The 24,092-nt window shown below is 73.8% G+C and carries 25 protein-coding genes; 12 read left to right on the plus strand and 13 right to left on the minus strand.

Annotated features, from left to right (window positions below):
- The first annotated feature begins 131 nt into the window (after positions 1-131).
- The 5 genes from O7625_RS15810 to O7625_RS15830 all read left to right on the plus strand — a co-directional run bounded on the left by O7625_RS15810 (position 132) and on the right by O7625_RS15830 (position 5,303).
- A complete protein-coding gene (locus tag O7625_RS15810; RefSeq protein WP_282339518.1) occupies positions 132-1,418 on the plus strand; it encodes a hypothetical protein in 1,287 nt (428 codons plus the stop codon).
- A complete protein-coding gene (locus O7625_RS15815; protein WP_282339520.1) occupies positions 1,415-2,692 on the plus strand; it encodes a PQQ-binding-like beta-propeller repeat protein in 1,278 nt (425 codons plus the stop codon). Before O7625_RS15810 ends, O7625_RS15815 begins: the two co-directional genes overlap by 4 nt.
- Positions 2,693-2,837: 145 nt before the next feature.
- Positions 2,838-3,500, plus strand: a complete 663-nt coding sequence (locus tag O7625_RS15820; RefSeq protein ID WP_282339522.1) for a response regulator transcription factor — start codon at positions 2,838-2,840, stop codon at positions 3,498-3,500.
- A 100-nt stretch (positions 3,501-3,600) separates the two neighbouring features.
- Positions 3,601-4,752: a HAMP domain-containing sensor histidine kinase gene (locus O7625_RS15825; RefSeq protein WP_067313736.1), complete on the plus strand. Its 1,152-nt coding sequence runs from the start codon at positions 3,601-3,603 to the stop codon at positions 4,750-4,752.
- A gap of 164 nt (positions 4,753-4,916) precedes the next feature.
- The gene (locus tag O7625_RS15830; protein WP_282339524.1) at positions 4,917-5,303 is read left to right on the plus strand and encodes a VOC family protein; all 387 of its coding nucleotides are present in this window, start codon (positions 4,917-4,919) and stop codon (positions 5,301-5,303) included.
- Positions 5,304-5,444: 141 nt separating this feature from the next.
- Here O7625_RS15830 and O7625_RS15835 read toward each other — a convergent pair whose 3' ends face one another.
- The 6 genes from O7625_RS15835 to O7625_RS15860 form a co-directional block, all read right to left on the minus strand.
- Positions 5,445-6,161: a hypothetical protein gene (locus O7625_RS15835; RefSeq protein ID WP_282339526.1), complete on the minus strand. Its 717-nt coding sequence runs from the start codon at positions 6,159-6,161 to the stop codon at positions 5,445-5,447.
- 118 nt (positions 6,162-6,279) lie between these two features.
- Positions 6,280-7,488: a hypothetical protein gene (locus O7625_RS15840; protein WP_282339528.1), complete on the minus strand. Its 1,209-nt coding sequence runs from the start codon at positions 7,486-7,488 to the stop codon at positions 6,280-6,282.
- Between the two features lie 167 nt (positions 7,489-7,655).
- Positions 7,656-9,725, minus strand: a complete 2,070-nt coding sequence (locus O7625_RS15845) for a 3-hydroxyacyl-CoA dehydrogenase NAD-binding domain-containing protein (protein ID WP_282339530.1) — start codon at positions 9,723-9,725, stop codon at positions 7,656-7,658.
- Entirely contained in the window at positions 9,722-10,915 is a 1,194-nt protein-coding gene (locus O7625_RS15850) for an acetyl-CoA C-acyltransferase (protein WP_282339532.1), read from the minus strand. Before O7625_RS15850 ends, O7625_RS15845 begins: the two co-directional genes overlap by 4 nt.
- 212 nt (positions 10,916-11,127) lie before the next feature.
- A complete protein-coding gene (locus O7625_RS15855) occupies positions 11,128-12,444 on the minus strand; it encodes a ribonuclease D (RefSeq protein WP_282339534.1) in 1,317 nt (438 codons plus the stop codon).
- 248 nt (positions 12,445-12,692) lie between these two features.
- Entirely contained in the window at positions 12,693-13,265 is a 573-nt protein-coding gene (locus O7625_RS15860) for a DUF3000 domain-containing protein (protein WP_067307411.1), read from the minus strand.
- Between the two features lie 156 nt (positions 13,266-13,421).
- Between O7625_RS15860 and hemE the strand changes: the two genes are divergently transcribed.
- The 3 genes from hemE to hemQ are packed head-to-tail and all read left to right on the plus strand — an operon-like array spanning position 13,422 to position 16,645.
- The gene (gene hemE / locus O7625_RS15865; RefSeq protein ID WP_282339536.1) at positions 13,422-14,519 is read left to right on the plus strand and encodes a uroporphyrinogen decarboxylase; all 1,098 of its coding nucleotides are present in this window, start codon (positions 13,422-13,424) and stop codon (positions 14,517-14,519) included.
- Between the two features lie 3 nt (positions 14,520-14,522).
- Complete coding sequence (gene hemG / locus O7625_RS15870; RefSeq protein WP_282339539.1) at positions 14,523-15,935, plus strand: protoporphyrinogen oxidase; 1,413 nt, start codon at positions 14,523-14,525, stop codon at positions 15,933-15,935.
- Positions 15,932-16,645, plus strand: coding sequence for a hydrogen peroxide-dependent heme synthase (gene hemQ, locus O7625_RS15875; protein WP_282339541.1), 714 nt, complete (start codon positions 15,932-15,934; stop codon positions 16,643-16,645). Before hemG ends, hemQ begins: the two co-directional genes overlap by 4 nt.
- A 168-nt stretch (positions 16,646-16,813) precedes the next feature.
- Here the strand turns inward: hemQ and O7625_RS15880 are convergent, their stop codons facing one another.
- From O7625_RS15880 to O7625_RS15890, 3 genes are all read right to left on the minus strand, one after another.
- Positions 16,814-17,944 (minus strand): lytic polysaccharide monooxygenase, encoded by a 1,131-nt coding sequence (locus O7625_RS15880; RefSeq protein WP_282339543.1) that lies wholly within the window; start codon positions 17,942-17,944, stop codon positions 16,814-16,816.
- Positions 17,945-18,172: 228 nt separating this feature from the next.
- Positions 18,173-18,619, minus strand: coding sequence for a GNAT family N-acetyltransferase (locus O7625_RS15885; RefSeq protein ID WP_067307428.1), 447 nt, complete (start codon positions 18,617-18,619; stop codon positions 18,173-18,175).
- Between the two features lie 179 nt (positions 18,620-18,798).
- Positions 18,799-19,056: a Prokaryotic metallothionein gene (locus tag O7625_RS15890; RefSeq protein WP_067307431.1), complete on the minus strand. Its 258-nt coding sequence runs from the start codon at positions 19,054-19,056 to the stop codon at positions 18,799-18,801.
- Between the two features lie 157 nt (positions 19,057-19,213).
- Here O7625_RS15890 and O7625_RS15895 point away from each other — a divergent pair, with 157 nt between their 5' ends.
- The gene (locus tag O7625_RS15895; protein ID WP_282339545.1) at positions 19,214-19,489 is read left to right on the plus strand and encodes an isoamylase early set domain-containing protein; all 276 of its coding nucleotides are present in this window, start codon (positions 19,214-19,216) and stop codon (positions 19,487-19,489) included.
- Between the two features lie 142 nt (positions 19,490-19,631).
- Here the strand turns inward: O7625_RS15895 and msrB are convergent, their stop codons facing one another.
- Entirely contained in the window at positions 19,632-20,042 is a 411-nt protein-coding gene (gene msrB, locus O7625_RS15900; protein WP_282272296.1) for a peptide-methionine (R)-S-oxide reductase MsrB, read from the minus strand.
- A 47-nt stretch (positions 20,043-20,089) separates the two neighbouring features.
- Here msrB and ligD point away from each other — a divergent pair, with 47 nt between their 5' ends.
- Positions 20,090-21,121 (plus strand): non-homologous end-joining DNA ligase, encoded by a 1,032-nt coding sequence (gene ligD, locus O7625_RS15905; protein ID WP_282339547.1) that lies wholly within the window; start codon positions 20,090-20,092, stop codon positions 21,119-21,121.
- A gap of 283 nt (positions 21,122-21,404) precedes the next feature.
- Positions 21,405-21,560 (plus strand): hypothetical protein, encoded by a 156-nt coding sequence (locus O7625_RS15910; RefSeq protein WP_282339548.1) that lies wholly within the window; start codon positions 21,405-21,407, stop codon positions 21,558-21,560.
- Here O7625_RS15910 and O7625_RS15915 read toward each other — a convergent pair.
- Positions 21,553-22,011 carry a hypothetical protein gene (locus O7625_RS15915; protein WP_282339549.1) on the minus strand — a complete coding sequence of 153 codons (459 nt, stop codon included), beginning with the start codon at positions 22,009-22,011 and terminating at the stop codon, positions 21,553-21,555. The two genes, O7625_RS15910 and O7625_RS15915, sit on opposite strands and share 8 nt — an antisense overlap.
- Before the next feature lie 157 nt (positions 22,012-22,168).
- On the opposite strand from O7625_RS15915, the gene O7625_RS15920 reads away from it, so the two are divergent.
- Positions 22,169-22,357: a hypothetical protein gene (locus O7625_RS15920; protein ID WP_282339551.1), complete on the plus strand. Its 189-nt coding sequence runs from the start codon at positions 22,169-22,171 to the stop codon at positions 22,355-22,357.
- Between the two features lie 9 nt (positions 22,358-22,366).
- Here the strand turns inward: O7625_RS15920 and O7625_RS15925 are convergent, their stop codons facing one another.
- Together O7625_RS15925 and O7625_RS15930 are read right to left on the minus strand one after the other, a co-directional pair.
- Complete coding sequence (locus tag O7625_RS15925; protein ID WP_282339553.1) at positions 22,367-22,915, minus strand: hypothetical protein; 549 nt, start codon at positions 22,913-22,915, stop codon at positions 22,367-22,369.
- Positions 22,912-24,015: an XRE family transcriptional regulator gene (locus O7625_RS15930; RefSeq protein WP_282339555.1), complete on the minus strand. Its 1,104-nt coding sequence runs from the start codon at positions 24,013-24,015 to the stop codon at positions 22,912-22,914. Before O7625_RS15930 ends, O7625_RS15925 begins: the two co-directional genes overlap by 4 nt.
- Positions 24,016-24,092 lie beyond the last annotated feature (77 nt).

Raw genomic sequence — 24,092 nt, forward strand, 5'->3', positions numbered from 1 at the left:
CCACCGGCACGGCCACGACGGGCCATCGTACAGGCGGCGGCGGACCGCTCCGGTGACCCGGTGCGCGGCGATCCGCGTCCGCCGGAGGGGGTAACGGTCGGCAGGGCGCGGCGGTCGAAAAGAGGGTACGCGTGACGGTCATCGATCTGGGTGAGCTCCGCGAGGTCCGGCCGGAGCCGTCCGGTGACGCGCCCCGTGCGGTCGGTCGGCCGCTGCGACTCGCCGCGGTGCTGGTGTCCACCCTGCTGGTGCTGGCCGCCGCCGCGCCGGTGGCGCACCGGGCCGCCTTCGTGCTGCCGGCCCCTCTCGGCACGTCGGTGCTGCTCGGCGACGGGGAGGTCTTCCTGCACGAGCCGACCGGTGACCCGACCGCCCCGGCCCGGTTGAGCGCCTGGACGATCCCCACCTCCCCCGGGGCGCGGCCGGTGCGGCGGTGGCAGACGTCGGTGCCGGTGACCAGCGGTTCCGGGGCGCTGCGCCGGCACGGTGACGTTCTGCTGCTCAGCGGTGCCACCGGTCGGCCGGACGGGAGGCACCGGACGTTCGCCCACGACCGGGGGACCGGCCGGCTGCGGTGGCAGCGGGCGGGCGGTGGCGAGACGGCGGGATCCGCCCTGCTCTTCACCGAGTACGGTCCGCAGGGGCCGCTGACGGTGCACTTCGTCGACGCGGCGACCGGCCGGGACCGCTGGTCGGTGTCGCTGCCGTCGGCGGCCGTGCTCTACCGGAGCGCGGCCGACGGGGTGGACCGGATCGTGACGGTGCGACCTCCCGACACGGTCGAGGTCTGGGACGCCCGGCGCGGGGTACAGCTCCACGGTGCACAGCTCGACTACGGCGGTACCCCGTCGGACACCGGCTTCGACGTCGTCGGCGACCTGCTGCTCACCACCCAGCGCAGTGCCGGCCGGCTCACCGCGTACGGCCTCGACGGGCTGGAGCGTCGGTGGCAGGTGCCGTCGACGACGCCGGCCTCCTTCGGCCCGTGCGGGCCGCTGCTCTGCGCCTCCGGCCAGGCCGGCGGGATCCGGGCGCTGGATCCGGCGACCGGACGGACGGTCTGGCAGGACGCGCGGTGGGAGTTCGCCAGTGATCAACGCGGCGGCCGGGCGGTGGTGAGCAGCCTGGGCCGGGGCGGCTGGCATCCGCTGGTGGTGCTCGACGTCGCCTCCGGGCGGCAGGTCGCCGACCTGGGCACCTGGCAGCTGGTCCAGCCGACCACGCCGGACGGGCGGATGCTCGGCTGGCGGCCGGCGGGGGCGGGCCGGATGACGGTCGCCGAGGTGGACGTGGCCGCCGCCACGGTCCGGGTGCTCGACGTGCTGCCGACCGTCTCCGGCGACTGCCGGACCGACGCCGGGCTGCTGCTCTGCCGGCTGGTGGACGGCGCCTTCGGGGTCTGGCGGCTGCCCCGGTGACGGTGATCGACCTGGGTGAGGTGGGTCACCCCGACGAGCCGGCGCCCCGCCCGCCGCGCCGGCCCCGGGTCGGGCGGACCGTCGGCCGTCCGGTGCCCCTCGTCCTGGTCGGCCTGTTCCTGCTGCTCACCGTGGCCGCCGCGGCACCCGGGCCGACCCGGTTGGTCGCGGTGCCGGTGCCGGAGGTGCCGGAGCCCAGCCACCTGGTCGTCGGTGACCTGCTGGTGCTCGCCGACCCGTCGGCCCTCGCGCCGGCCGGCAGCCGGCAGCTCATCGCCGTCGACCTGGCCGACGGGCGGATCCGCTGGCAGGTGGCGCTGTCGCCCCGGCACCAACTGCTGGTGCTGAAGCAGGTGGGCGACGACGTGGCGATCACCACCGACCCGGGTGGCGAACCGGTCTCGATGGTGCTCGACCACGCCGACGGGCGGGCCCGTTGGCGGCAGCCCGGCCGGGCGGTGCCCACCCGCGACGGCGGGCTGCTGCTGGAGGACGTCCACGTCGACCGGGCGGTGGTACGGGGCGTCGACCCGGCGACCGGCGCGGTCCGGTGGACGGTCAGCACCGGGGCGGCCACCGTCGGCCACCGCACCGGGGTACGCGGCGTCGAGGAACTCGTGCTGGTCACCAGCGCCGGCCGGGCCGAGGCGTACGACGTCGGCACCGGTGTGCGCCGTCTCGACTTCCCGGTGCCGCCCGCCCGGGGCGACCACCACCACCTGGCGCAGCCGGTCGGGGACCTGCTGCTGGTCGACGGGGAACCGGGCCGGGTCGCCGCGTACGACCTGGGGACCGGCCGGCGGCGCTGGGACACCGCCCTCCCGGGACCGGGCAGCGGGTACGCCTACGCCTGCGGTGACGCCGTCTGCCTCGACGCGTCGGCCGGCACCCGGGTGCTCGACCCGGCGACCGGCAGGCTGCGGTGGTCGGCCGACCGGTGGACGCCGGTCGGGTCGGTGGGCGACCGGCTGGTCGGTGGCAACGTCGACGGCGGTGGACCACGACTGGCCCTGCTCGACGCGGCGACCGGCCGACCGGTGGCCGAGCTGGGTCCGTGGGAGCTGGTGTACCGGTGGCCGGGCACCGCCCCGCTGTTCGCCATCCGCCCGGCCGCCGGGGGTCGGCAGTTGCTGGCCGAGCTGGACCCCGCCGACGGCACTCTGCGGGTGCGGGACGTGCTGCCCGGCCGGTGGGACACCTGCGGGCATCGCCAGGGTGTGCTGGTCTGCTGGCGGCAACGGGACACCCTCGGGGTGTGGCGGCTCCCCGACTGACGGCACCGCGCCGGCCCTGCGTCCACCCCGATCGAGGCGGGCTGACGGTGGCCGGGGTGGCGTTCCCGGCGGGGGACGGTGGTCCTGCGACCAGCCGTTTGGTCGGCGGCGCTAGGTTGTCGGACAGGTCGGCGAGGAGGTCGGGATGCGGGTGCTGGTGGTCGAGGACGAACGGGCGCTCGCCGACGCGATCGTGCGTGGGCTGCGCAAGCGGGGGATGGCGGTCGACGTCGCGTACGACGGGGACGCCGGTCACGAGGCCGCCTTCGTCACCCGGTACGACGTGGTGGTCCTCGACCGCGACCTGCCCGGGATGCACGGCGACCAGATCTGCGCGGAGCTGGCCGCCTCCGGCACTCTCACCCGGGTGCTGATGCTGACCGCCAGCGACACCGTGGCCGACCGGGTGGCGGGGCTGGGTCTCGGCGCGGACGACTACCTGCCCAAGCCGTTCGCCTTCGACGAGCTGGTGGCCCGGGTGCAGGCGCTGGGCCGGCGGGCCACCCCGGCCGCCCCGCCGGTGCTCCAGGTGGGCGACGTGGTGATCGACCCGGCCCGTCGGGTGGTCACCCGGGCCGGGGCACCGGTCGACCTGACGAACAAGGAGTTCGGTGTGCTCAGCGAGCTGGTCAAGGCGCGCGGCGCGGTGGTCTCCAGCGAGGAGCTGCTGGAACGGGTCTGGGACGCCAACACCGACCCGTTCACCACCATCGTCCGGGTCACCGTGCGGACACTGCGCCGCAAGCTCGGTGATCCGCCGCTGATCGACACGGTGGTCGGCGCCGGCTACCGGGTCGTCGGCCTGTGAACGCGGGGACCGGGCCGGGGCGCGGAGCCCGCCGGCCGCCCGCCGGGGTCGGTGCCGTGGGTGCGGGGAGCGGGCCGGTGCGGCGGGCCGGGGTGCGCTCGTGAGCCGGCGGTTGCGACCCACTCTGCGGTTGCGGTTGACCCTGCTCAACGGGGTGCTGCTGGTCGGGGCCGGGGCGATCCTGGTGACCCTGGCCTGGTTGCTGGTGCGGGACGCGCTGCGCCCGACCGACGAGCTGCGGCCGGGCACCACGGTGCTGCTGGCGGACGGGCGTTCGCTGGACGCCGCGGTGTGGCAGCGTCAACTGGTCGACGCCGCCTCGGACGAGTTGCTGGTCAAGGGCCTGCTGGCGTTGTTGGCGATCAGCGTGGTCGGGGTGGCCGGGGCGTACTGGGTGGCCGGTCGTACCCTGCGGCCGTTGCACCAGGTCACCGCGACCGCGCGCCGGCTCGGCGAAACCACGCTCGACCAGCGGATTGGCTGGTCCGGGCCGGACGACGAGGTGGCCGAGCTGGCCCGGACCTTCGACGCGATGCTGGACCGGATCACCGCCGCGTTCGACGCGCAGAAACGGTTCGTCGCCAACGCCTCGCACGAGCTGCGGACCCCGTTGGCGGTGATGCGTACCGAGATCGACGTCACCCTCAGCGACGACGAGGCGGACGCGGCCGAGTACCGCCGGATGGCCACCGTGGTCCGGGACGCCTCGGAGCGCGCCAACGGCCTGGTGGACGCGCTGCTGGTGCTGGCCCGTAGTGAGGCGCAGGCCGGTCGACGGCTGGCCCGGCGGACGGAGTGTGACCTGGCCACCGGCACCGCCAACGCGTTGTCCGCGATGTCCCGGGAGGTGGAGCGGATCGGGCTGCGGGTGCAGTCCTCGCTGCGACCGGCCCCGGTCACCGGCGATCCGGGCCTGCTGGACCGGCTGGCCGGGAACCTGATCGAGAACGCGGTGCGCTACAACCACCTGCACGGCAAGCTCTGGGTGCGTACCGACACCGACGGGCGTTCCTCCTGGCTGGTGGTGCGCAACACCGGCTTCGAGGTGGACCAGGCCGACGTGCCGGGCCTGTTCGAGCCGTTCCGGCGGGGTGGGCGGGAACGGACCGGGGCGCGGGGTTCCGGGCTGGGGCTGTCGATCGTCCGGGCGGTCTGCGACGCGCACGGAGGGACCGTCCGGGTGGTGGCGCAGAAGGGCGGTGGTCTGGAGGTGACCGTCACCCTGCCCTCGGCCGACCAGGCCCCCGGCTAAGCGGCTTGCCGACCGGCCGTCCGCCTGGGACGATTCCCGGGTCGGCCCGGATCGAGGAGCGGAGGTGCGGTTGATGTCCACGATGACCCGTCCCGCGCCCCGCCCCGCCCGCCGCTGACACCGCACGTCCACGGGGCGCGTCCCACTGCTGCGGAGGCAGAACCGTGAGCGTACGAATCCACAACATCAGCATCGACTGCCGGGACACCTATGCCCTGTCCGGCTTCTGGGCGCAGGTCTTCGGGTGTCCCCGCCAGCCCGACGACCTCCCCGGCGACCCGGAGGCCATGCTCCTGCCCGAGGGCGGCCCGGAGGTGCTCTTCCTGGCCGTGCCGGAGGGGAAGTCGGTGAAGAACCGGTTGCACCTCGACCTGGAGCCGGTGGACCGGACCCGGGACGAGGAGGTCGAGCGGCTGCTGGCCGTCGGGGCCGTCCACATCGACGACCAGCGTCGGCCGGACGGCACCGGCTGGGTGGTGCTGGCCGACCCGGAGGGCAACGAGTTCTGCGTGCTGCGCAGCGCCGCCGAGCGGGCCGCCACGACCGGCTGAGGCCGCCGCCCCCGCCCGTCCGCGGGGACGGCACAGGCCCCCGCCCGCCGGCGGGCTGACGGCACAGGGCCCGCCCACCAGGGACGGCACAGGCCCCGCCCACCGACCGGTGGGCGGGGCCTGTCGGCCGACCGGGGTGGGTCAGCCCTTCTTCTCGATCTGCCCACGCATCGTGACGAACTCGGACTTCAGGTCGGCGGCCGACTTGTAGTACTGCACGATCAGGCCGACGCTGCCCTTGTCGGCCCAGACGCAGACGCCCAGCGGGACGCCCTCGCTCTTGCCGTCGCCACACCGGGCGTCGCCACCGAGCGGGCCGGCGTCGACGCCGGCCATGTTGGTGACGTTCAGTTCGGTGGTGATGCCCGCGACGGCGTCGTCCAGCTCCTTCTTCGGGTCGGCCATCACGCCGGACGCGGCGGCGATCATCAGCAGGTCCTGCTTGGTGGGGTCGCCGTAGAAGGCGCCGGCGGTGCTCGTCTCGCCCTGCACGGACTTCTTCATCTCGGTGACCAGCCCGTCGGCGACCGCCTTCAGGGCCGGGTCGGTGACCTGCGGGCGGCCGGCGAGGGTGGCCGGGGCGGAGACCGTCGTGTTGGCGGCGTCCACGACCTCCTTGACGTCGTCCTTGACGGCGAAGGCGGCGATGGCGGCACCGCCGAGGCAGAGCACCAGCAGCACCGCGAGCACGATCAGCACGATCTTGCCGGTGGACCGCTTCTTCGCCGGGACGGCGGGCGGCGGACCCGCGTACTGCGGCACGCCGACGCCGTCCGGCTGCTGCGGTGACGGGTGACCGCCCTGCGGCGTACCGCCATCCGGGGCGGAGGCGTACGGGCTGGTCGGGGGCTGGGACATCAGGTCTACTCCAGGATTTCGTGGGTGAGGCCGGATGATCTTAGCCAGGGTGACCGACATCCGCCGGACACCGCCCGCTGGAGGCCGCCCGCCGCCCGCCGCTCCGCCGGACGCGGGATCAGTCCCGCTTCTCGATCTGGCCCCGGATGGAGGCGAACTCGGACTGCGCCTTGGCCGCCGAGGAGAAGTACATGACGATCATGCCGACGCTGCCGTGGTCGGCCCACACGCAGACGCCGAGCGCGATGCCGGACGCCTTGCCGTCACCGCACTTGGCCACCCCGCCCAGCGGACCGGGCTCGATGGTCGACATCTTGGTGACCGCCAGCGAGGTGCCCAGCCCCTTGACCGCGTCGTCCAGCTCCTGCTCCGGAAGGATGACCGGCCCGGACGCACCCGCCATCATCACCATGTTGCGGCTGGCCGCGCTGCCGTAGAAGGCGCTCACCGCGCCGGTCTCGTTGCGTACCTCGGACTTCATGTCGCGGACCATCTGGTCGGCGATCCGACGCAGCTCCGGGTCGGTGCTCTTGGCCCGGCCACCGAGGGTGGACGGCGTCACCAGCCGGATCGGGCCGGGGTCGTCGACGTCCTCGGACGGGGTGGGCTCGGGGGTCGGGCTCTCCGTCTCGACGGGGGTGGGGGTCGGGCTGGACGAGGTCGCCACGGTGGGCGAGGGCGTCGGGTCGGTCTTCTTGTCCTGGTCGTCGCCGAGCGCGACCCAGACGAGACCGCCACCGCCGAGGCAGAGCACCAGCAGACCGACCAGCCCGAGGGTGAGCAGCAGCGGCGCCTTCGACCGTTGCGGGGCCGGGCCGAACGGCGCACCGGCGAAGGCGGGGTACTGCTGCTGCGCCGGATCGGGGTAGCCGCCCGGGTAGCCGGGCTGCGGGGCACCCGGGTAACCGGGCTGCTGCGGGGCACCCGGGTAGCCGGGCTGCGGGGCTGCGGGGTAACCGGGCTGCGGGGCACCCGGGTAGCCGGACGCCCCGGGGTAGCCGGACGACGGGACGCCGGGCGGACCCGACTGCGGCACACCGGGGTAGCCGCCGCCCTGGCCCGGATCCGACTGCGGCCAGCCGCCGTACTGCGGGCCGGGGTAGGACTCGGCCGGGGGCCCGGACTGCGGGTCGACCGGCCACCCGCCGGGCTGGCCGGAAGGGGTCGACGGGTACGGCGTGGTGGGCCAGCCGCCGCCCGCCGGCGGGGTGTGCTGGCCGCCGGACGGGGTGGGGGTGTGCGGACCGTCGGACGGGGGCGGGTAGTGACCGGTGGGCGAGCCGTGCTCCGGCTGCCCGGACCAGGGATCGACCGGCGGTGTGGTCATCAGATCAGCTCCAGGCGAGGGTGAGAACGCGTGATCGTAGCCAGCCGGGGCTCGGCCGTGCAGCCCCCCGAGTCTGACGAGGGTACGCAAACGACGATCGCGGTGGCCACGATAGTCCCGGGGGAGGACATCGGCGGCCACCGCGATCGCGGGGGAGCGGGGAGGGTTCAGGCGGGCAGGCTGGCGACCCCGTGGGGCAGGAAACGCCGGCCGGTGACCCGCTCGGCGGTGCCGGTCCGGTCCAGGTAGGGGGTGATCCCGCCCAGGTGGAACGGCCAGCCGGCACCGAGGATCAGGCACAGGTCGATGTCCTGCGCCTCGGCGACGACTCCCTCGTCGAGCATCAGCCGGACCTCCTGCGCCAGGGCGTCGAGCGCGTTCTGTCGCACCTGCTCGCCGGTGAGCGGCCGGTCGCCGACCACGAGTAGCTGGGCCACCTCGTCGTTGATCCGGTCTTCGACGACGATCGGTCGGCCCGAGTCGGCGATCCGGCGGAGGTTCTCGCTGACCGGATACCGGTCCGGGTAGGCGGCGTGCAGGGTGCCACCCACGTGGTAGGCCACCGCCGGCCCGACCAACTGGAGCAGGGCGAGCGGACGCATCGGCAGGCCCAGCGGGTCCAGCGCGCTGTTCGCCACGTCCAGCGGGGTGCCCGCGTCGACGGCGGCGAACACGGTGCCCAGGAAGCGGGTGAGCAGCCGGTTGACCACGAACGCCGGGGCGTCCTTCACCAGCACCGACGACTTCTTGAGCTGCTTGCCCACGGCGAACGCGGTGGCCAGGGTGGCGTCGTCGGTCCGCTCGCCCCGGACGATCTCCAGCAGCGGCAGCACGGCGACCGGGTTGAAGAAGTGGAAGCCGACCAGCCGCTGCGGGTGCTCCAGCTCGGCGGCCATCGCGGTGATCGACAGCGACGAGGTGTTGGTGGCGAGCACCGCCTCCGGCGAGACGATCTTCTCCAGCTCGGCCCAGACCTGCTTCTTGACGTCCAGGTCCTCGAAGACCGCCTCGATGACGAAGTCGGCGTCGGCGAAGGCGGACTTGTCGACCGAGCCGGAGACCAGGCCGTACAGCTTGGCGGCGGTGCCCTTGTCCATCCGGCCCTTGCTGACGGCCTTCTCGATCTGGGTGTGCACGTAGCCGACGCCGGAGTCCACCCGCGACTGGTCCAGGTCGGTCAGGACGACCGGCACCTGGAGGCGGCGGGCGAACAGCAGCGCGAGCTGGCTGGCCATCAGGCCGGCGCCGACGATGCCGACCTTGGTGACCGGCCGGGCCAGGCCCTTGTCCGGTGCGCCGGCCGGCCGCTTGGCCCGCCGCTGCACCAGGTCGAAGGCGTACAGGCCGCTGCGCAGCTCCTCCGAGAAGATCAGGTCGGCCAGCGCCTCGTCCTCGGCGGCGGTGCCGGTGGCGAAGTCGGCGTCCTTGGCCGTCTCCAGCAGGTCCAGCGCCTTGTACGCGGCCGGGACCGCGCCGTGCAACCGCTGGTCGAGGGTCTGCCGGGCGAAGTACAGCACGCCCGCCCACATGTCCTTGTCGACCTCGGGCCGGGTGACGGTGACCTCGCCCCGGACCACCCCGGCGGCCCACTCCAGGGAGCGTTCGAGGAAGTCGGCCGGCTCCAGCAGCACGTCCGCGATGCCCATCTCGGCGGCCTGCTTCGGCTTGAGCATCTTGTTCTGCATCAGCGGGTTCTGCAGGATCACCTGGGTGGCGGCGGGGATGCCGATCAGGTTCGGCAGCAGTTGGGTGCCACCCCAGCCGGGGATCAGGCCGAGCGACACCTCGGGCAGGGCCAGCGCCGCCGCGCCACTGGAGAGCGTCCGGTAGTGGCAGTGCAGGGCCAGCTCCAGGCCGCCGCCCATCGCCGCGCCGTTGACGAAGGCGAAGGTCGGCACGGCGCTGTCCTTGAGCCGGGCGAAGACCCGGTGGCCGAGCCGGCCGATCTCCAGCGCCTGCTCCCGGTCCGCCAAGGCCGGCAGGCTGGTGATGTCCGCGCCCACGCAGAAGATGTACGGCTTGCCGGTGACCGCGACGAACGCCGGGTCCGCGGCCAGCGCGGCGCTGATCGCCTCGTCCAGGCTGGCCAGCCCGGCCGGGCCGAAGGTGTTCGGCTTGGTGTGGTCGAGGCCGTTGTCCAGGGTGATCAGGGCGGCCGGGCGGTCCAGCCCGGGCACGGTCACCTGCCGCAGCAGCGCCCGGGTGACGACCTCGTTCGGTGCGACCAACGCGCTCACTTGACGCCCTCCCAGTTCGGGTTCTCCCAGATGACCGTGCCGCCCATGCCGATGCCGATGCACATGGCGGTGAGGCCGTAGCGCACCTCGGGGTGCTCGGCGAACTGCCGGGCGAGCTGGGTCATCAGCCGTACGCCGGAGGAGGCGAGCGGGTGGCCGATGGCGATCGCGCCACCCCACGGGTTGACCCGGGGGTCGTCGTCGGCGATGCCGAAGTGGTCGAGGAAGGCCAGCACCTGCACGGCGAACGCCTCGTTCAGCTCGAACAGGCCGATGTCGTCGATGCTCAGGCCGGCGATCCGCAGCGCCTTCTCGGTCGACGGGATCGGGCCGACCCCCATCACCTCGGGCTCGACCCCGACGTAGCCGTACGACACCAGCCGCATGGCGACCGGCAGGCCCAGCTCACGGGCGGTGACCTCGTCGGCGAGCAGGCTGGCGGTGGCGCCGTCGTTGAGCCCGGCGGCGTTGCCGGCGGTGACCCTGCCGTGCGGGCGGAACGGGGTCTTCAGGGTGGCCAGCTTCTCCAGCGAGGTCTCCCGGGGGGCCTCGTCGGCGGTGGCCAGGCCCCAGCCGCCCTCGTCGTCGCGGATCGCCACCGGCACCAGGTCGGCCTGGAGCTTGCCGTCGGCGTACGCCTTGGCGGTCTTGACCTGCGAGGCGAGCGCGAACGCGTCGGCGCGCTCCTTGGTGACGTGCGGCACCCGGTCGTGCAGGTTCTCCGCGGTGGCCCCCATCACCAGGGCGGACGGGTCGACCAGCTTCTCGGCGACGATCCGCGGGTTGGGGTCGACGCCCTCGCCCATCGGGTGCCGGCCCATGTGCTCGACGCCACCGGCGATGGCGATGTCGTACGCGCCCATGGCGATGCCCCCGGCGACGGCGGTGACGGCGGTCATCGCGCCGGCGCACATCCGGTCGACGGCGAAGCCGGGGACGGTCTTGGGCAGCCCGGCCAGCAGGGCGGCGGTGCGGCCGATGGTGAGGCCCTGGTCACCGATCTGGGTGGTGGCGGCGACGGCCACCTCCTCGACCCGCTCCGGGGGCAGCTGGGGGTTGCGGCGCAGCAGCTCACGGATGCAGCGGATCACCAGATCGTCGGCGCGGGTGTTGGCGTACATGCCACCCGCCTTGCCGAACGGGGTACGGACACCGTCGACGAAGACGACGTCCCGAACTTCTCGGGGCACTTGGAGCCTCCTTATCGACCACGACCCGGCCGACGCGCCGCGGGGGCGGCACGGGCTGGGTGAGGGTCGGCCGGCACTGGCGTTTCCCGAGGAATGCTACTCGCCAGTAACCACAGCCGTCACCACCCCCGGTGTGGCCCACCCCACACTCGCAGGCGGGGTGCGCCGGTGGTGGCGGCGCACCCCGGTCGCCGGCGGTGCGGGGCGGTGGCTCAGGCCCGGGGTGCGGGCAGCAGCGCCTCGGCGAGCGCGGGCAGCAGGAGCGAGAGCTGCCACTGGCGCGCGCCGTAGCCGCGCAGCACCTCGGTGACGGTGTCCACGGTGATCTCTTCGGGGGGCTGCCAGGCCAGCCGGCGGACCGAGTCGGGGGTGATCAGGTTCTCCGGGGGGAGCCGGTGCTCACCGGCGACCCGGACCACCACCTCGCGGCAGCGGGCCAGCCGACCGGCCGCCACCGGGTCGCGCTCGGCCCACCGGTGCGGCGGGGGCGGCCCTTCCACCGTCGGGGTGACCGGCAACGCGTCGTCGGTCAGCTGGCGGGCCTCGTCGAGCGCGGTCAACCAGGACCGGGCCAGCCGGCGCACCGACCGGCCGCCGAACCCGGGCAGGGTCAGCAGGGTCTTCTCGTCCTTCGGGTCCAGCTCGGCGGCGGCGATGATCGCCGAGTCGGGGAGCACCCGACCGGGCGCGGCGTCCCGGCGGACGGCGATCTGGTCCCGGGCGTACCACAGCGCCCGGACCCGGGCCTGTGCCCGTGCCCCGCGTACCCGGTGGATGCCGGAGGTCCGCCGCCACGGCTCCGCCCGCACCCGCGGCGGCCGGGCCGACCAGGCGATCAGCGCGGCGAACTCCTCCGCCGCCCACGGGGACTTGCCCTGCGCGTCCAGCTCCGCGTCCAGCGCGTCCCGCAGGTCGACCAGCATCTCCACGTCCAGCGCGGCGTACGTCAGCCACGACTCGGGCAGCGGCCGGGTGGACCAGTCCGCCGCCGAGTGGTGCTTCTCCAGCGTGTAGCCGAGCAGCTGCTCGGTCAGCGCGGCCAGGCCGACCCGCTCGAAGCCGGCCAGCCGGGCGGCCAGCTCGGTGTCGAACAGCCGGCGCGGGCGCAACCCCACCTCGGCCAGGCAGGCGAGATCCTGGCTGGCGGCGTGCAGCACCCACTCGGTGTCGCCGATGGCCTCGTCGAGGGTGCTCAGGTCGGGCAGCGGCAACGGGTCGATCAGCGTGGTGCCGGCCCCGGCCCGGCGGAGCTGCACCAGGTAGGCCCGCTGGCTGTAGCGGTAGCCGGAGGCGCGCTCGGCGTCCAGGGCCACCGGACCGGAGCCCGCCGCGAAGCGGGCCACGACCTCTGCCAGCTCGGCGGAGGTCGCCACCGGCTGAGGGGTGCCGTCGCGGGGCGCGGTCAGCGGAACGGGCCCGCCGGTGGGCTGCTCGGTGCCCGGGTCCGCCGGCTCCGTGGGGGCCGGGGGCGGAACGTCTGCCGTGCGGCTTTCGGCGGCCCGACGGCGCAGGGGTGGTTCGTCGGTCACCTGGCAACCCTAGTGCGCCGGGGCGACAAGGTGTGCGCAGCCGGTCCGGTGTGTGTCGTCCCGGTGTCCGGTAGTGGGCCGGACAGCACGGACACCCACCTCGCGCCCGGGACATTCGTTCTGGTCCGGGACGTCCGCCCGGTGCCCGGGACATCTACTTGTGGCCGGGCGTGTCGCACGAGCGGGTGGTCGGGAATCCGGTCCGCCGGACCGTCCCCGGGCGGCGTCGCCCGGCGGCCCGGAGGCGGTCAGGCCGCGCCGGCCGGACGGCGCTCGGAGAGCGCGGTGACCCCGGGCGGCGGCAACCCGGCGGTGGAGGCGAGCAGGGCGCACCAGGCCGACAGGTGGGCGGCCAGGTCGTCGCCGAGCGGCGTCCAGGAGGCCCGGATCTCCACGTCCCCGGCGGCGGGCGGCCCGGCCAACTCGCCGAACCGGGTCGACACCGTCTGGGTGACCGTGCCACCGGCCGCCCGGTACCGGGCCTCGTAGGCCTCCAGCGCGTCGGTGAGCCAGGTCCAGCCGACCCCCGGCAGCAGCGGATCGGCGGCCAGGTCGACCTCCAGCTCGGCGGTCACGTAGGTGACCAGCCGCAGGGTGCCCTGCCAGGCGTCGTGCCCGGCCGGGTCGTGCAGCAGGATCAGCCGTCCGTCGGCCACCTCGTCCTGGTCGCGCAGCACGGTGGCGGAGAGGGCGAACGCGTACGGGGCGAGCCGCTGCGGAGCGCCGACCTCCTCCAGGACGATCTCCTCCCGGGGGGTGACCGACCGCAGGCCGGCGACCGCGCGGGCGAACGTCTCCGGGAGCGCGATCGGGGGGGCCATGACCGGCAGCCTATGCCGCCGCGTCGCCGCCTGCCCGGACGGCACGCCGAAGCGGCAGCCGGTCGACGCGGCTCGACCGCCGACCGGGCGGGGCGCGGGTCACAAAAGGCGGCACTGCCCGTCCGTGTCGACCGGATGCGTGGCACGATTGCCGTGATGACCATCGACACCACGGGCACTGCCGCCCGAGACGGAGAATCCCGCCGGGGCGGGCCAGCCGACTCGACCTTCGTCCGGGCCTGCCGCCGGGAGTCCGTCGGGCACACCCCGGTCTGGTTCATGCGCCAGGCCGGCCGGTCCCTTCCGGAGTATCGGGAGATCCGGGCCAACGTGGGGATGCTCGACTCCTGTCGCCGGCCGGACCTGGTCGCCGAGATCACCCTGCAACCGGTCCGCCGGCACGGCGTGGACGCGGCGATCCTGTTCAGCGACATCGTCGTCCCGGTCGCCGCGGCCGGCGTCGACCTGGACATCGTCGCCGGGACCGGGCCGGTGGTCGCCGAGCCGGTCCGCACCGCCGGGGACGTGGAACGGATCCACCGGATCGACCGCGCCGACGTGTCCTACGTGGACGAAGCCGTCCGGCTGCTCGTCGCCGAGCTGGGCGACACCCCGCTGATCGGCTTCGCGGGCGCCCCGTTCACCCTGGCCAGCTACCTGGTCGAGGGCGGGCCGTCGCGTACCCACGCCAGGACCAAGGCGATGATGCACGGCCAACCCGAGCTGTGGCACGCGCTCTGCGCCCGGCTCGCCGAGGTGACCCTGGCGTTCCTGCGGGTCCAGGTCGACGCCGGGGTCTCCGCCGTGCAGCTCTTCGACTCGTGGGCCGGCGCGCTGTCCGAGGCCGACTACCGCCGGTTCGTGCTGCCGCACTCCACCACCGTGCTGTCCGGGCTCGCCGGCACCGGGGTGCCCCGGATCCACTTCGGGGTGGGCACCGCCGAGCTGCTCGGCGCGATGGGGGAGGCCGGGGCCGACGTGGTCGGGGTGGACTGGCGTACCCCGCTGGACGTGGCGACCCGCCGGATCGGCCCGGACCGCGCGGTGCAGGGCAACCTCGACCCGACCGTGCTGTTCGCCCCCTGGCCGGTGATCGAGGCCGAGGTCCGGCGGATCGTCGAGCAGGGCCGGGCCGCCCCCGGTCACGTGTTCAACCTCGGTCACGGCGTGCTGCCGGAGACCGACCCCGAGGTGCTGACCCGGGTGGTCGCGCTGGTGCACGAGGTCTCCGCGCACCGGGCCGAGCAGGGCTGAGCGGTGCGGGCACGGCCATGGCGGGTGGCGGTGGTCGGCGGCGGGATCACCGGCCTGGCCGCCGCGGTCCGGCTGCGCGACCGCGCCCCCGCCGGCACCGAGATCACCGTGTACGAGCAGTCCGGCGCGCTCGGTGGCAAGCTGCGCACCGGTGAGCTGGCCGGTCGACCGGTGGAGTTCGGTGCGGAGTCGTTCCTGATGCGGGATCCGGCCGGCGGCGAGTCCGCCGCGGTGACCCTGGTCCGCCGGCTCGGCCTGGCCGGGCGGATCGTCCACCCCACCGTCGGGCAGGCCGCGCTGGTGGTCGACGGGGAGCTGCGCCCGGTGCCGGGCGGCACGCTGGTCGGCGTACCCGGGGATCTGGCGGCGGTGGCGACGGTCGCCGAGCCCACGGCGGACGCCGACCGCGACGGCGGCCGGCCGCTGCTCGACGCCGACCAGGACGTCTCGGTCGGCGCGCTGGTTCGGGCCCGGTTCGGCGACCAGGTGGTGCAGCGGCTGGTCGACCCGATGCTCGGCGGCGTCTACGCCGGCCGGGCCGACGACCTGTCCCTGGTGACGACCATGCCGGCGCTGGCCCGGACGGCCCGGGTGGAACACACCCTGGTCGGCGCGGTCCGGGCCGCGCAGGCCGCCGCGCCCCGCGCCCCCGGCGCACCGGTCTTCGGCACCCTGGCCGGCGGGCTGGGCACCCTGGTGGAGGCGGCGGCCACGGCCAGCGGTGCGACGATCCGTCGCAACGCGGCGGTCCGCGAGCTGACCCCCGCCGGCGACGGCTGGCGGCTCACCGTCGGGCCGACCCGCGACCCCGAGCAGGTCGAGGCGGACGCGGTGCTGCTCACCGTGCCGGCCCGGCCCGCCGCCCGGCTGCTCGCCGGGTTCGCCGCGGCGCAGGCGGCGACCGTCGGCGGGTTGGACTACGCCAGCGTCGCGCTGGTCACCCTGGCGCTGCCCGAGCCGGCCCTGCCCCGGCTCTCCGGCTTCCTGGTGCCGGCCACCGAGGGGCTGCTGATCAAGGCGTCCACCTTCTTCACCACCAAGTGGGGGCACCTGGCCGCGCCGGACGGGCTGGCCCTGGTCCGCGCCTCCGTCGGCCGGTACGGCGAGGAGACCTCGCTCCAGCTCACCGACGACGACCTGCTCGCCACCGTGCACCGGGAGCTGACCCGGGTGCTCGGGGTGGCGCTGCCCGCGCCGGTCGCCGGTCACGTGCAGCGCTGGGGCGGCGCGCTGCCCCAGTACCCGCCCGGCCACACCGACCGGGTGGCCGCCGTCCGGGCGGCGCTGCGCGCGTCGCACCCCACGCTGGCGCTGGCCGGCGCGGGTTTCGACGGGGTCGGCATCCCGGTCTGCGTCCGCTCCGGCGAGAGCGCGGCCGGGGAGATCATCGAAGCACTGGGAGGATCGGGTCCATGACCGAGCAGAGCACCGAGCAGACCAACGCGGCCCGGCTCAAGGAGCTGAACGCCACCGTCCGCTACACCATGTGGTCGGTGTACCGGGCCACCGGTGCGCTGCCGGCGCTGCGGGAGAACGTCACCGGCGAGGTGGAGTCGCTCTTCGAGGAGCTGGCCGGCAAGGACGTGGTGGTCCGCGGCGTGTACGACGTGGCCGGGCTGCGCGCCGACGCGGACGTGATGATCTGGTGGCACTCGTCGTCCAGCGACGCCCTCCAGGACGCCTACCTGCGGTTGCGCCGCACCACCCTGGGCCGGGCGCTGACCCCGGTGTGGTCGCAGTTGGCACTGCACCGGCCGGCGGAGTTCAACAAGAGCCACATTCCGGCGTTCCTCGCCGACGAGGCCCCCCGCCCCTACCTGTGCGTCTACCCCTTCGTCCGCTCCTACGAGTGGTACCTGCTGCCGGACGCGGAGCGGCGGGAGCTGCTGGCCGAGCACGGCAAGATGGCGCGCGGCTACCCGGACGTGCGGGCCAACACGGTGGCCTCGTTCGCTCTGGGCGACTACGAGTGGATGCTCGCCTTCGAGGCCGACGAGCTGCACCGGATCGTCGACCTGATGCGGGACCTGCGCGCCTCCGGAGCGCGCCGGCACGTCCGCGAGGAGGTCCCGTTCTACACCGGCCGGCGTCGTTCGGTCGCCGACATCGTCAACTGCCTGGTCTAACACCTGCCCTTGCCCTGCCCTTGCCCCGCCCCGCCTTGCCCCGCCCGGTCGGTCGGGTCGCGGTGCCCCGGCGGTCATGATCGTGCCCGATCATGGAAATAGTGGCCTCCCGCCGCGCGGGAGGCCACTATTTCCATGTTGTTGCGTGTGCTGTGCTGGGCCGACCGGTCAGACGGTCGCGGTGCAGACCGGGGTCGGGCTGGTGCCGCTGGTGCCCGAGGCGAGGAAGCCGAAGGTGGTCTTCCCGCCGGCGGCCAACGCGCCGTTGTAGTTGACGTTGCGGACGGTCACCGCAGACCCGCTGCTGGTCAGCGTGGCGTTCCACGCCTGGCTGATCTGCTGGCCCCCGGAGTACGTCCAGTTCACCGTCCAGCCCTTGATCGCCGAGTTGCCGGCGGTCACGTCCACCTCACCCTGGAACCCGCCGTTCCAGGTGGAGGTCACCCGGTAGGTCGCGGTGCAACCACCGGTCGCCGGCGGCGTGGTCGGCGGGACGGTGGTGGGCGGGGCCGTGGTGGGCGGCGGGGTCGTCGGCGGGGCCGTGGTGGGCGGCGGGGTGGTCGGCGGCGCGGTGGTGGGCGGCGGGGTGGTCGGGTTGGTGCCGCCACCGAAGTCCACGTCACTGCACAGGTAGTACGACTGGTCCAGGTGGCTGGCCTGCCACACGGTGTAGACGATGTGCCGCCCGGTACGACCCGGCGCGTTCACCGGGATCTGGATCGACACGCCGCCGGTGTCCTTGTCCCACTGGGAGGCCGGCGTGTTGCCGATCTGCCCGGCCAGCTCCAGGTTGCTCCAGCCCAGGGGCGTGGTCAGCGCGTTGAAGCCCTGCTTGGTCACGTAGACCCGGATGTAGTCGGCCCCGTGGCTGGCCTGGTCGAAGAACTTCAGCCGGAAGCTGTTCGCCACCGACGTGGTCTTCCAGGCGCCGAGGGTGTCCAGGGCGTTGTAGCGGCCGTTCTGGGTGCGACCGCCGCTGCACAGCTGGCCGTTCGGGATGGCGCCCTGGTGGTTGCCGGCGACACCCTCCCGGAACAGGCCGTTCCAGTTCCACATGGCCTGCGGGTCGGCCTGCCAGGCCTGCCAGCACATCGGGTCCTCGGTGGCCATTCTCGGGTTCTGGAACTCGGCACCCCAGCGCTCCCAGCAGCTGTAGGCGCGGAACCCGGGGTTCACCACCGCGCCGTGCGCGGACGCCGAGTTGGCCAGGGCGGTGGTGAGCAGCAGCGCGATGATCGCGCCGACGGTGAGCAGCGACCCCGCGATGGCGGTGGGTCGTCTGCGTAGGACGGTGGACATGGAGCCTCCGAGGTGAGGGGTCGGTCGAACGACGCCCGGACGGCCAGGAGTTGCCCCTCCCGTGCCTGCTGTGCGGCTCCCACGACGGCTACTCACGCAGGCTTGCACAAGAAAGAGTTATCCGTCAATGTCAGGGTGAGGGTGGCGGGTCGTCCCCCGGTGCTCCCGTGCGCTCCCGCCCGGTCCGACGCCGTGCCGTCCCGTCCTGTCCCCCTGGTCGCGGGTCGGTCAGCTCTCCCGACGCATCGGCAGGTGCGGGATGCCGTCCTCGACGTACTCCGGCCCGGTCACCGTGAAGCCGTGCCCGGCGTAGAAGCCGGCCAGGTGGGCCTGCGCCGCCAGCACGCACGGCCGGTCGCCGACCAGCCGGAGCGCCTCGGTCATCAACCGGCCGGCGAGCCCGCCACCCCGGGCCGTCGGGGCGACCACCACCCGACCGATCCGCGCGACGCCGCCCGGATCGGCCAGGATCCGCAGGTACGCCAGGACGACGCCGTCGCGGGCGAGCCAGACGTGCCGGGTGTCCGGCTCGACGTCCCGACCGTCCAGCTCCGGGTACGGGCAGTCCTGCTCCACCACGAACACGTCGATGCGCAACCGCAGCAGGTCGTGGAAGGTGTACGGGTCCAGGTCGGCGAACCGGGCGACCTGGACGTCGACGGGGTGCGGTGCCATCCCGCGATGGTAGGCGGACCCGCTCCGGCAGTCGTGACGGGCTGGCTCGGTCGTGACCGTGACGGGCTGGGGCGGTCGCAACGGGGCTGGCTCGCAACGGGGCTGGCTCGCAACGGGGCTGGCTCGTGACGGGCTGGCTGGGCCGTGACGGGCTGGGTCGGTCGCCCGGTCGGGTCAGGTCAGGCCGGGCGGGCGCCGACGGCGTCGCGGATCTCGGCGCCCAGGGCCTCCACCGCGCGGGCGCAGTGCGCGCAGCAGAAGAACCGGCCGCCGACCTCCACGCCGTGCCCGATGATCTTCACGTCGCAGTGTTCGCAGATCGGCGCGAGCTTGTGCGCCGCGCACTCGAAGGAGTCGAAGGTGTGCACGTCACCGCTGACCGTACGCACCTCGAACGCCATCCAGTAGTCGTTGCCGCAGACCTCACAGGTAGCCACCTGTCGTACCCCCCGAATTGGAACCATTGCCCCCCAGCGTGCGGCAGACGGCGGCAGTCCGGGGCGAAATGCCCCGGGTTGATCGGTTCGGACGGCGTTTCGCCCCGGCGTGTCGGGCGTTGGACCCGGTAGGACGCCCCGACCCCGGGAGGATCACGTGATCAAGCGCAGCAAACTCTTCGGCACCCAGACCCGGGTCACCTTCTGCCTGCCCCGGGACACCCCGCCCGGCCCGGTCAGCGTGGTCGGTTGCTTCAACGACTGGCAGCCGGGCCGGCACGAACTGGTGGCCCGCCGGGACGGCACCCGTACGGTGACCGTCCGGCTCGGCCCGGGCGAGCACCGGTTCCGCTATCTCGCCACCGGGGGCGTCTGGCTCGACGACTCCTCCGCCGACCGGGTGGACGACGAGGGCAGCCTGCTGCTGCTCTGACGCCACCGGCCGGCTCGGCCGCTCCCGGTTCAGGGCCGAGCCGGCTCCGCCGTACCCGGTTCGGCCCTGCTGACGGTCCGGCCGTACCCGGCTCAGCCCTGCGCCGGTTCGGCCCTGCTTGCGGTTCGGCACTGCTGACGGCTCAGCCCTGCTGCGGCTCCAGGCGGATCGACACCGAGTTGACGCAGTGCCGGGTGTCCTTCGGGGTGAAGCCCTCGCCGTGGAAGACGTGCCCCAGGTGGCTGTCGCAGCGGGCGCAGCGGATCTCGGTGCGGACCATCCCGAGGCTGCGGTCCTGGATCTCCCGGACCCGGCCCGGGATGGCGTCGTCGAAGCTCGGCCAGCCGCAGTGCGAGTCGAACTTGGTGTCGCTGGAGAACAGCTCCAGCCCGCAGGCCCGGCAGTGGTAGACGCCGGGGGTCTTCGTGTCGACGTACTCGCCCGTCCAGGGGCGCTCGGTGCCGGCCTCGCGGAGCACCCGGAACTCCTCCGGGGTCAACCGGACCCGCCACTCGTCCTCGGTGCGGGGCAGCTCGTTCTCGTCAAGACTCACCCGTCAACCGTACGTCGGATGTCGGGGGCATCGCATATGGTCGCGCCATGGCGAAGGCGACGGCGACCGAGGTCGAGGTGGCCGGGCGGGCGGTCCGGCTGAGCAGCCCGGATCGGGTGATCTTCCCGGAGCGTGGCTTCACCAAGGCCGACGTCTTCCACTACTACCTGGCGGTCGACGACGGCATCATGCGCGCCCTGCGGGACCGGCCGACCACCCTGCAACGCTTCCCCGACGGCATCGAGGGGGAGGCCTTCTACTCCAAGCGGGTGCCCACCCGGGGGGTGCCGCCGTGGGTGCGGACGGTCGGCATCACCTTCCCCAGCGGGCGGGGTGCCGACGAGCTGCGCCCGACCGACCTCGCCCACGTCGCATGGGCCGCGCAGATGGGCACCGTGGTGTTCCACCCCTGGCCGGTGCGGGCCGCCGCCGTCGACCACCCCGACGAGCTGCGGGTGGATCTCGATCCGCAGCCCGGCACCGACTTCGCCGACGCGGCCACCGCCGCCGCCGAGCTGCGCGGCATCCTCGCCGAGCTGGGCGCCACCGGCTGGCCCAAGACCTCCGGCGGCCGGGGGCTGCACGTCTACCTGCGGATCGCCCCGCGCTGGACGTTCACCGAGGTCCGCCGGGCCACCATCGCGCTGGCCCGGGAGCTGGAACGGCGTCGCCCCGAGCTGGTCACCACCGCCTGGTGGAAGGAGGAGCGCGGGCAGCGGGTCTTCGTCGACTACAACCAGATGGCCCGGGACCGCACCATCGCCTGCGCGTACTCGCTGCGCGCCAACGCCCGGGCCACCGTCTCCACCCCGGTCGGCTGGGACGAGCTGCCCGACGTCGACCCGGACGACTTCGACCTGCGTACGGTGCCGGCCCGGCTGGCCGAGCGGGGCGACCCGCACGCGGGCATCGACGACGTGTCGTTCGACATCACGCCCCTGCTCGACTGGGCGGACCGGGACGCCGCGGACGGGCTGGGCGACCTGCCCTATCCGCCGGACCATCCGAAAATGCCCGGGGAGCCGAAACGGGTCCAGCCGAGCCGGGCGAAGCGTCCGGCGGGCGACCCCGCCGACTGAGCCCGGAATGCCGGCGGTCGTCGTTATCCCGAGGTGCCGCCAGGGGGTGCGAATCGTGTGCGTACGATGCCACTCCCACGTGTGAAAATTGCTTTCCTCCGCACTCTTTCCGGTACTGATGATTGCGCTCGTACCGTTGTCGCGCCTACGGTCGAATATGAAAGGTGGGCTGCGCGGAAGGTGGCTGCACTCGTATGACCAGGGCATATGCCCTCGGTCAATGGTGGGGTCGACCGGCCTTGACGCATCCGACCGGGCACGTGTACCGGACAGGGGTTTCACCATGGCGGCCACGACGAGGAAAACGCAGCGGATCGGCGGAACCCGGGGCCAGCATTCGGTGATCCTGGAATACCTCAAGATCCTGCCGGCCGTGCTCACCGGGGTGGCGGCGGTGCTCGTCGCGCTCACCGGACTGCTGACCCTGCTCGTCAGATGATCTCCGGCGCCCGGGGGTCCGGGCGATCCCCGTTCGGCTCCGGCGCGGGCCACCGCCCGGTGCGGGTCTGCGCCCCGGATCGGGCCGCCGGGGCGGGACGGTCGCCGGGCAGCTCCGCCTCGGCCCCGTCGCGGTCGCCGGGCAACGGTTCGCGTCCGGGTTCGCCTCCCGGGTCGGGCTCGGGCCGGAGTCCGTCGCCCCGCGCGGGGGCGTCGCCGGTACGGGCAAATGGTCGGGCCGTCCAGGCCAGGAAGCGGTCGAACAGTTCGGCCGGGGCCGGGGTCGGGTGCGGGTTGAGTCGTACGACATCGGCGGTGGCCTCGCACAACTGGCTTGCCATGTAGATCGAGAGCGCCACCCGGTCCCGTCGGTACTCCCTGGTCAGCAGTAGTCGGGCGGGTTGGCACGGCCAGGGTGCGGCGCAGGTGCGGCACCGCCACAGCGGGCGCATCGGCTGGTGCGTCGCCCCGGGCCGTGGCTTCCGGTCATGAACAGTCGAAACGTTCGTCGTGTGGGTCACCCCACCATCGTCGCCTCGTCTATTGCCTGTGTCAACAGTCTGCGTAGTTGTCGGAGTCGAGGTAGGTTCATGCTGTCATCGTCAACCCGTGGACCTCGTCGGGGTGTCGGAGATCAGGACGATGCTCGGGAACGTCTCCCGGCAGCGCGCCTCGGTGATCGCCAACCAGCGGAACTTCCCGGAACCCGTGGCGGTGCTGGCCATGGGCAAGGTCTGGCGGAAGGCCGACGTCGAGGCGTGGATCCGCGAGCACCGGCCCGAGCTGGCGAACGACTGAGCGGCCGGGCTACAGCAGGCGGTGCCGGCGGGCGTAGGCGGAGAACTCCGCGCCGGAGCAGGGCAGCCGGGCGTGCGTCGCCCGCAGGGCGTCGATGAGATTGCCGGCCCCGGTCTCGGTCTGCTTGCCCGTCTGGCAGGCTGCGGCGAGGAGCCAGATCGTGCCGTGCACCTCTGCCCCGTAGGTGCGGGCGACCCTGGTCGCCTGCCGGTCGTCCGTGACGGCGACGCCGTGGCGTAGCTCGGCGGCGGCGAGGACGGATGCTTCACCGAGATCGCGCTCCCCGGCCCCGAGACGTCCCGCCCACACGGTGAACGACCGGATCTCGTCGAGTGAGTCCAGATGGGCACGCTTCAGCCAGTCCGCCTCGCAGGCGACCAACAATTCGGGCTGCTCGGAGGCTCCGGCTCGGAGCTCCTCCAGGACGACCTGCGTCGTCCAGCAATCCGCGCCGATCAGCAGATCCTGGAGGACGTCGAGCCGGTCGGCGAGGGTGAAGTGGGCCAGGACCATGGTGTCGAGCACGAGGATCGGTTCCCGCTGCACCGGCAGGTTCACGGGGCGAGCTCCCCGTCCTCCTGCGCGGGGAGGTCTTCGTCGGTGAGTTCGCCGTACATCAGCTCGATCGCCCTGGCCCTGGTGATCCGGTTGGTCCGCCACGCGGCGAAGACCGCGTGCGCGTAACTCGGCGACACCCGCACCGCGGCGAGATCGGGTTGGGGGGTCCAGCCCAGGGCCTCCAGGAACTCCGCCCGGGTGGGTCGGAGGTGGCTCCAGGCGCGACGGGTCGTACCGTCGATCACCTCAGCCTGCTCGGCCTGGCGCAACGCCAACAGCCACGAGGTGCGGTAGTCGGCGGCGTACTTGATCAGTTGGTCCCGGGTCGGCGGGCCGTCGTCGGTGCGGGCACCGGCCAGGGCGTCGACAGGCAGGAGGAGTTCGGCGGCGAAGGCGTCGATCACCGCCTCCCGGGCCGCGCGGGAGGTGCTGACCCCCAGGTCGGTCGAGTACTCGTCGCCGATGATCAGGTGGCCGAGTTCGTGGGCGGCGGTGGCGCGACGGCGGCCCGGCTCCCCCTGGGTGCTGACCACCGCGACGGCCAGGTCCCCCTCGACGAGCGACGCGCCGTCACCCGGCAGGTCGGTGACGAGCACCCACTGCCCGGACCGCTCGCAGAGGTTCACGATGCTGTCGATCGGTGCGGTCCCCAGGCCGGTTTCCTGTCGTAGCCACCGGGCGGCGGCTCGCCCGTCGGCTTCGGACGCCACCGTGCCGGGGTACCGCAGTGGTGGTCCGCTGCGCAGCACGCCCAGGTCGACAAGTTGCTGCACGTCGTGCAGCCACTGCACCAGAGCGATCTCCAGCCGTTCGGACGACCGGGCGGCCGCGGTGTCGGTCTCCTCGGTCAACAGGGCGGTGCGGTGCGACAGCACCGCGGGTCGGGGCTCGATCAGGTATTCCATGGACACCTTGAGCATGCGGGCCAGGCGGGCCAGCTCGACGCCGTCCAGGCGTCGGGTGCCGGCCTCGATCTTGGCGAGCATGGTCCGGTCGAGGCCCACCCCGTCGGCGAGCTCCTGCTGTGACACGCCCATCGACAGGCGGGCCAGCCGTACCTGCTCACCGATGCGACGCCAGTCCTGCTGCTCCCCGGCCATGGTGCGATAATCGCACGTCTCGAGTCGGAACGGGACGATGTCGCGAGGTGTCCTCGAGGTGGATCGGCCTCGAGATG

It is taken from the genome of Micromonospora sp. WMMD714 (assembly GCF_029581315.1).
In the GTDB taxonomy this organism is placed as follows: Bacteria; Actinomycetota; Actinomycetes; order Mycobacteriales; family Micromonosporaceae; genus Micromonospora; species Micromonospora rifamycinica.

Bases quoted from the DNA above. Each gene is read 5' to 3' on its own strand.
- hemE (WP_282339536.1), top strand. From the start codon at position 13,422: ATGACCATCGACACCACGGGCACTGCCGCCCGAGACGGAGAATCCCGC.
- O7625_RS15840 (WP_282339528.1), bottom strand. From the start codon at position 7,488: ATGACCACACCGCCGGTCGATCCCTGGTCCGGGCAGCCGGAGCACGGC.
- hemQ (WP_282339541.1), top strand. From the start codon at position 15,932: ATGACCGAGCAGAGCACCGAGCAGACCAACGCGGCCCGGCTCAAGGAG.
- O7625_RS15910 (WP_282339548.1), top strand. From the start codon at position 21,405: ATGGCGGCCACGACGAGGAAAACGCAGCGGATCGGCGGAACCCGGGGC.
- O7625_RS15930 (WP_282339555.1), bottom strand. From the start codon at position 24,015: ATGGCCGGGGAGCAGCAGGACTGGCGTCGCATCGGTGAGCAGGTACGG.
- O7625_RS15860 (WP_067307411.1), bottom strand. From the start codon at position 13,265: ATGGCCCCCCCGATCGCGCTCCCGGAGACGTTCGCCCGCGCGGTCGCC.
- ligD (WP_282339547.1), top strand. From the start codon at position 20,090: ATGGCGAAGGCGACGGCGACCGAGGTCGAGGTGGCCGGGCGGGCGGTC.
- O7625_RS15915 (WP_282339549.1), bottom strand. From the start codon at position 22,011: ATGCGCCCGCTGTGGCGGTGCCGCACCTGCGCCGCACCCTGGCCGTGC.
- O7625_RS15880 (WP_282339543.1), bottom strand. From the start codon at position 17,944: ATGTCCACCGTCCTACGCAGACGACCCACCGCCATCGCGGGGTCGCTG.
- O7625_RS15885 (WP_067307428.1), bottom strand. From the start codon at position 18,619: ATGGCACCGCACCCCGTCGACGTCCAGGTCGCCCGGTTCGCCGACCTG.
- O7625_RS15820 (WP_282339522.1), top strand. From the start codon at position 2,838: ATGCGGGTGCTGGTGGTCGAGGACGAACGGGCGCTCGCCGACGCGATC.
- O7625_RS15835 (WP_282339526.1), bottom strand. From the start codon at position 6,161: ATGTCCCAGCCCCCGACCAGCCCGTACGCCTCCGCCCCGGATGGCGGT.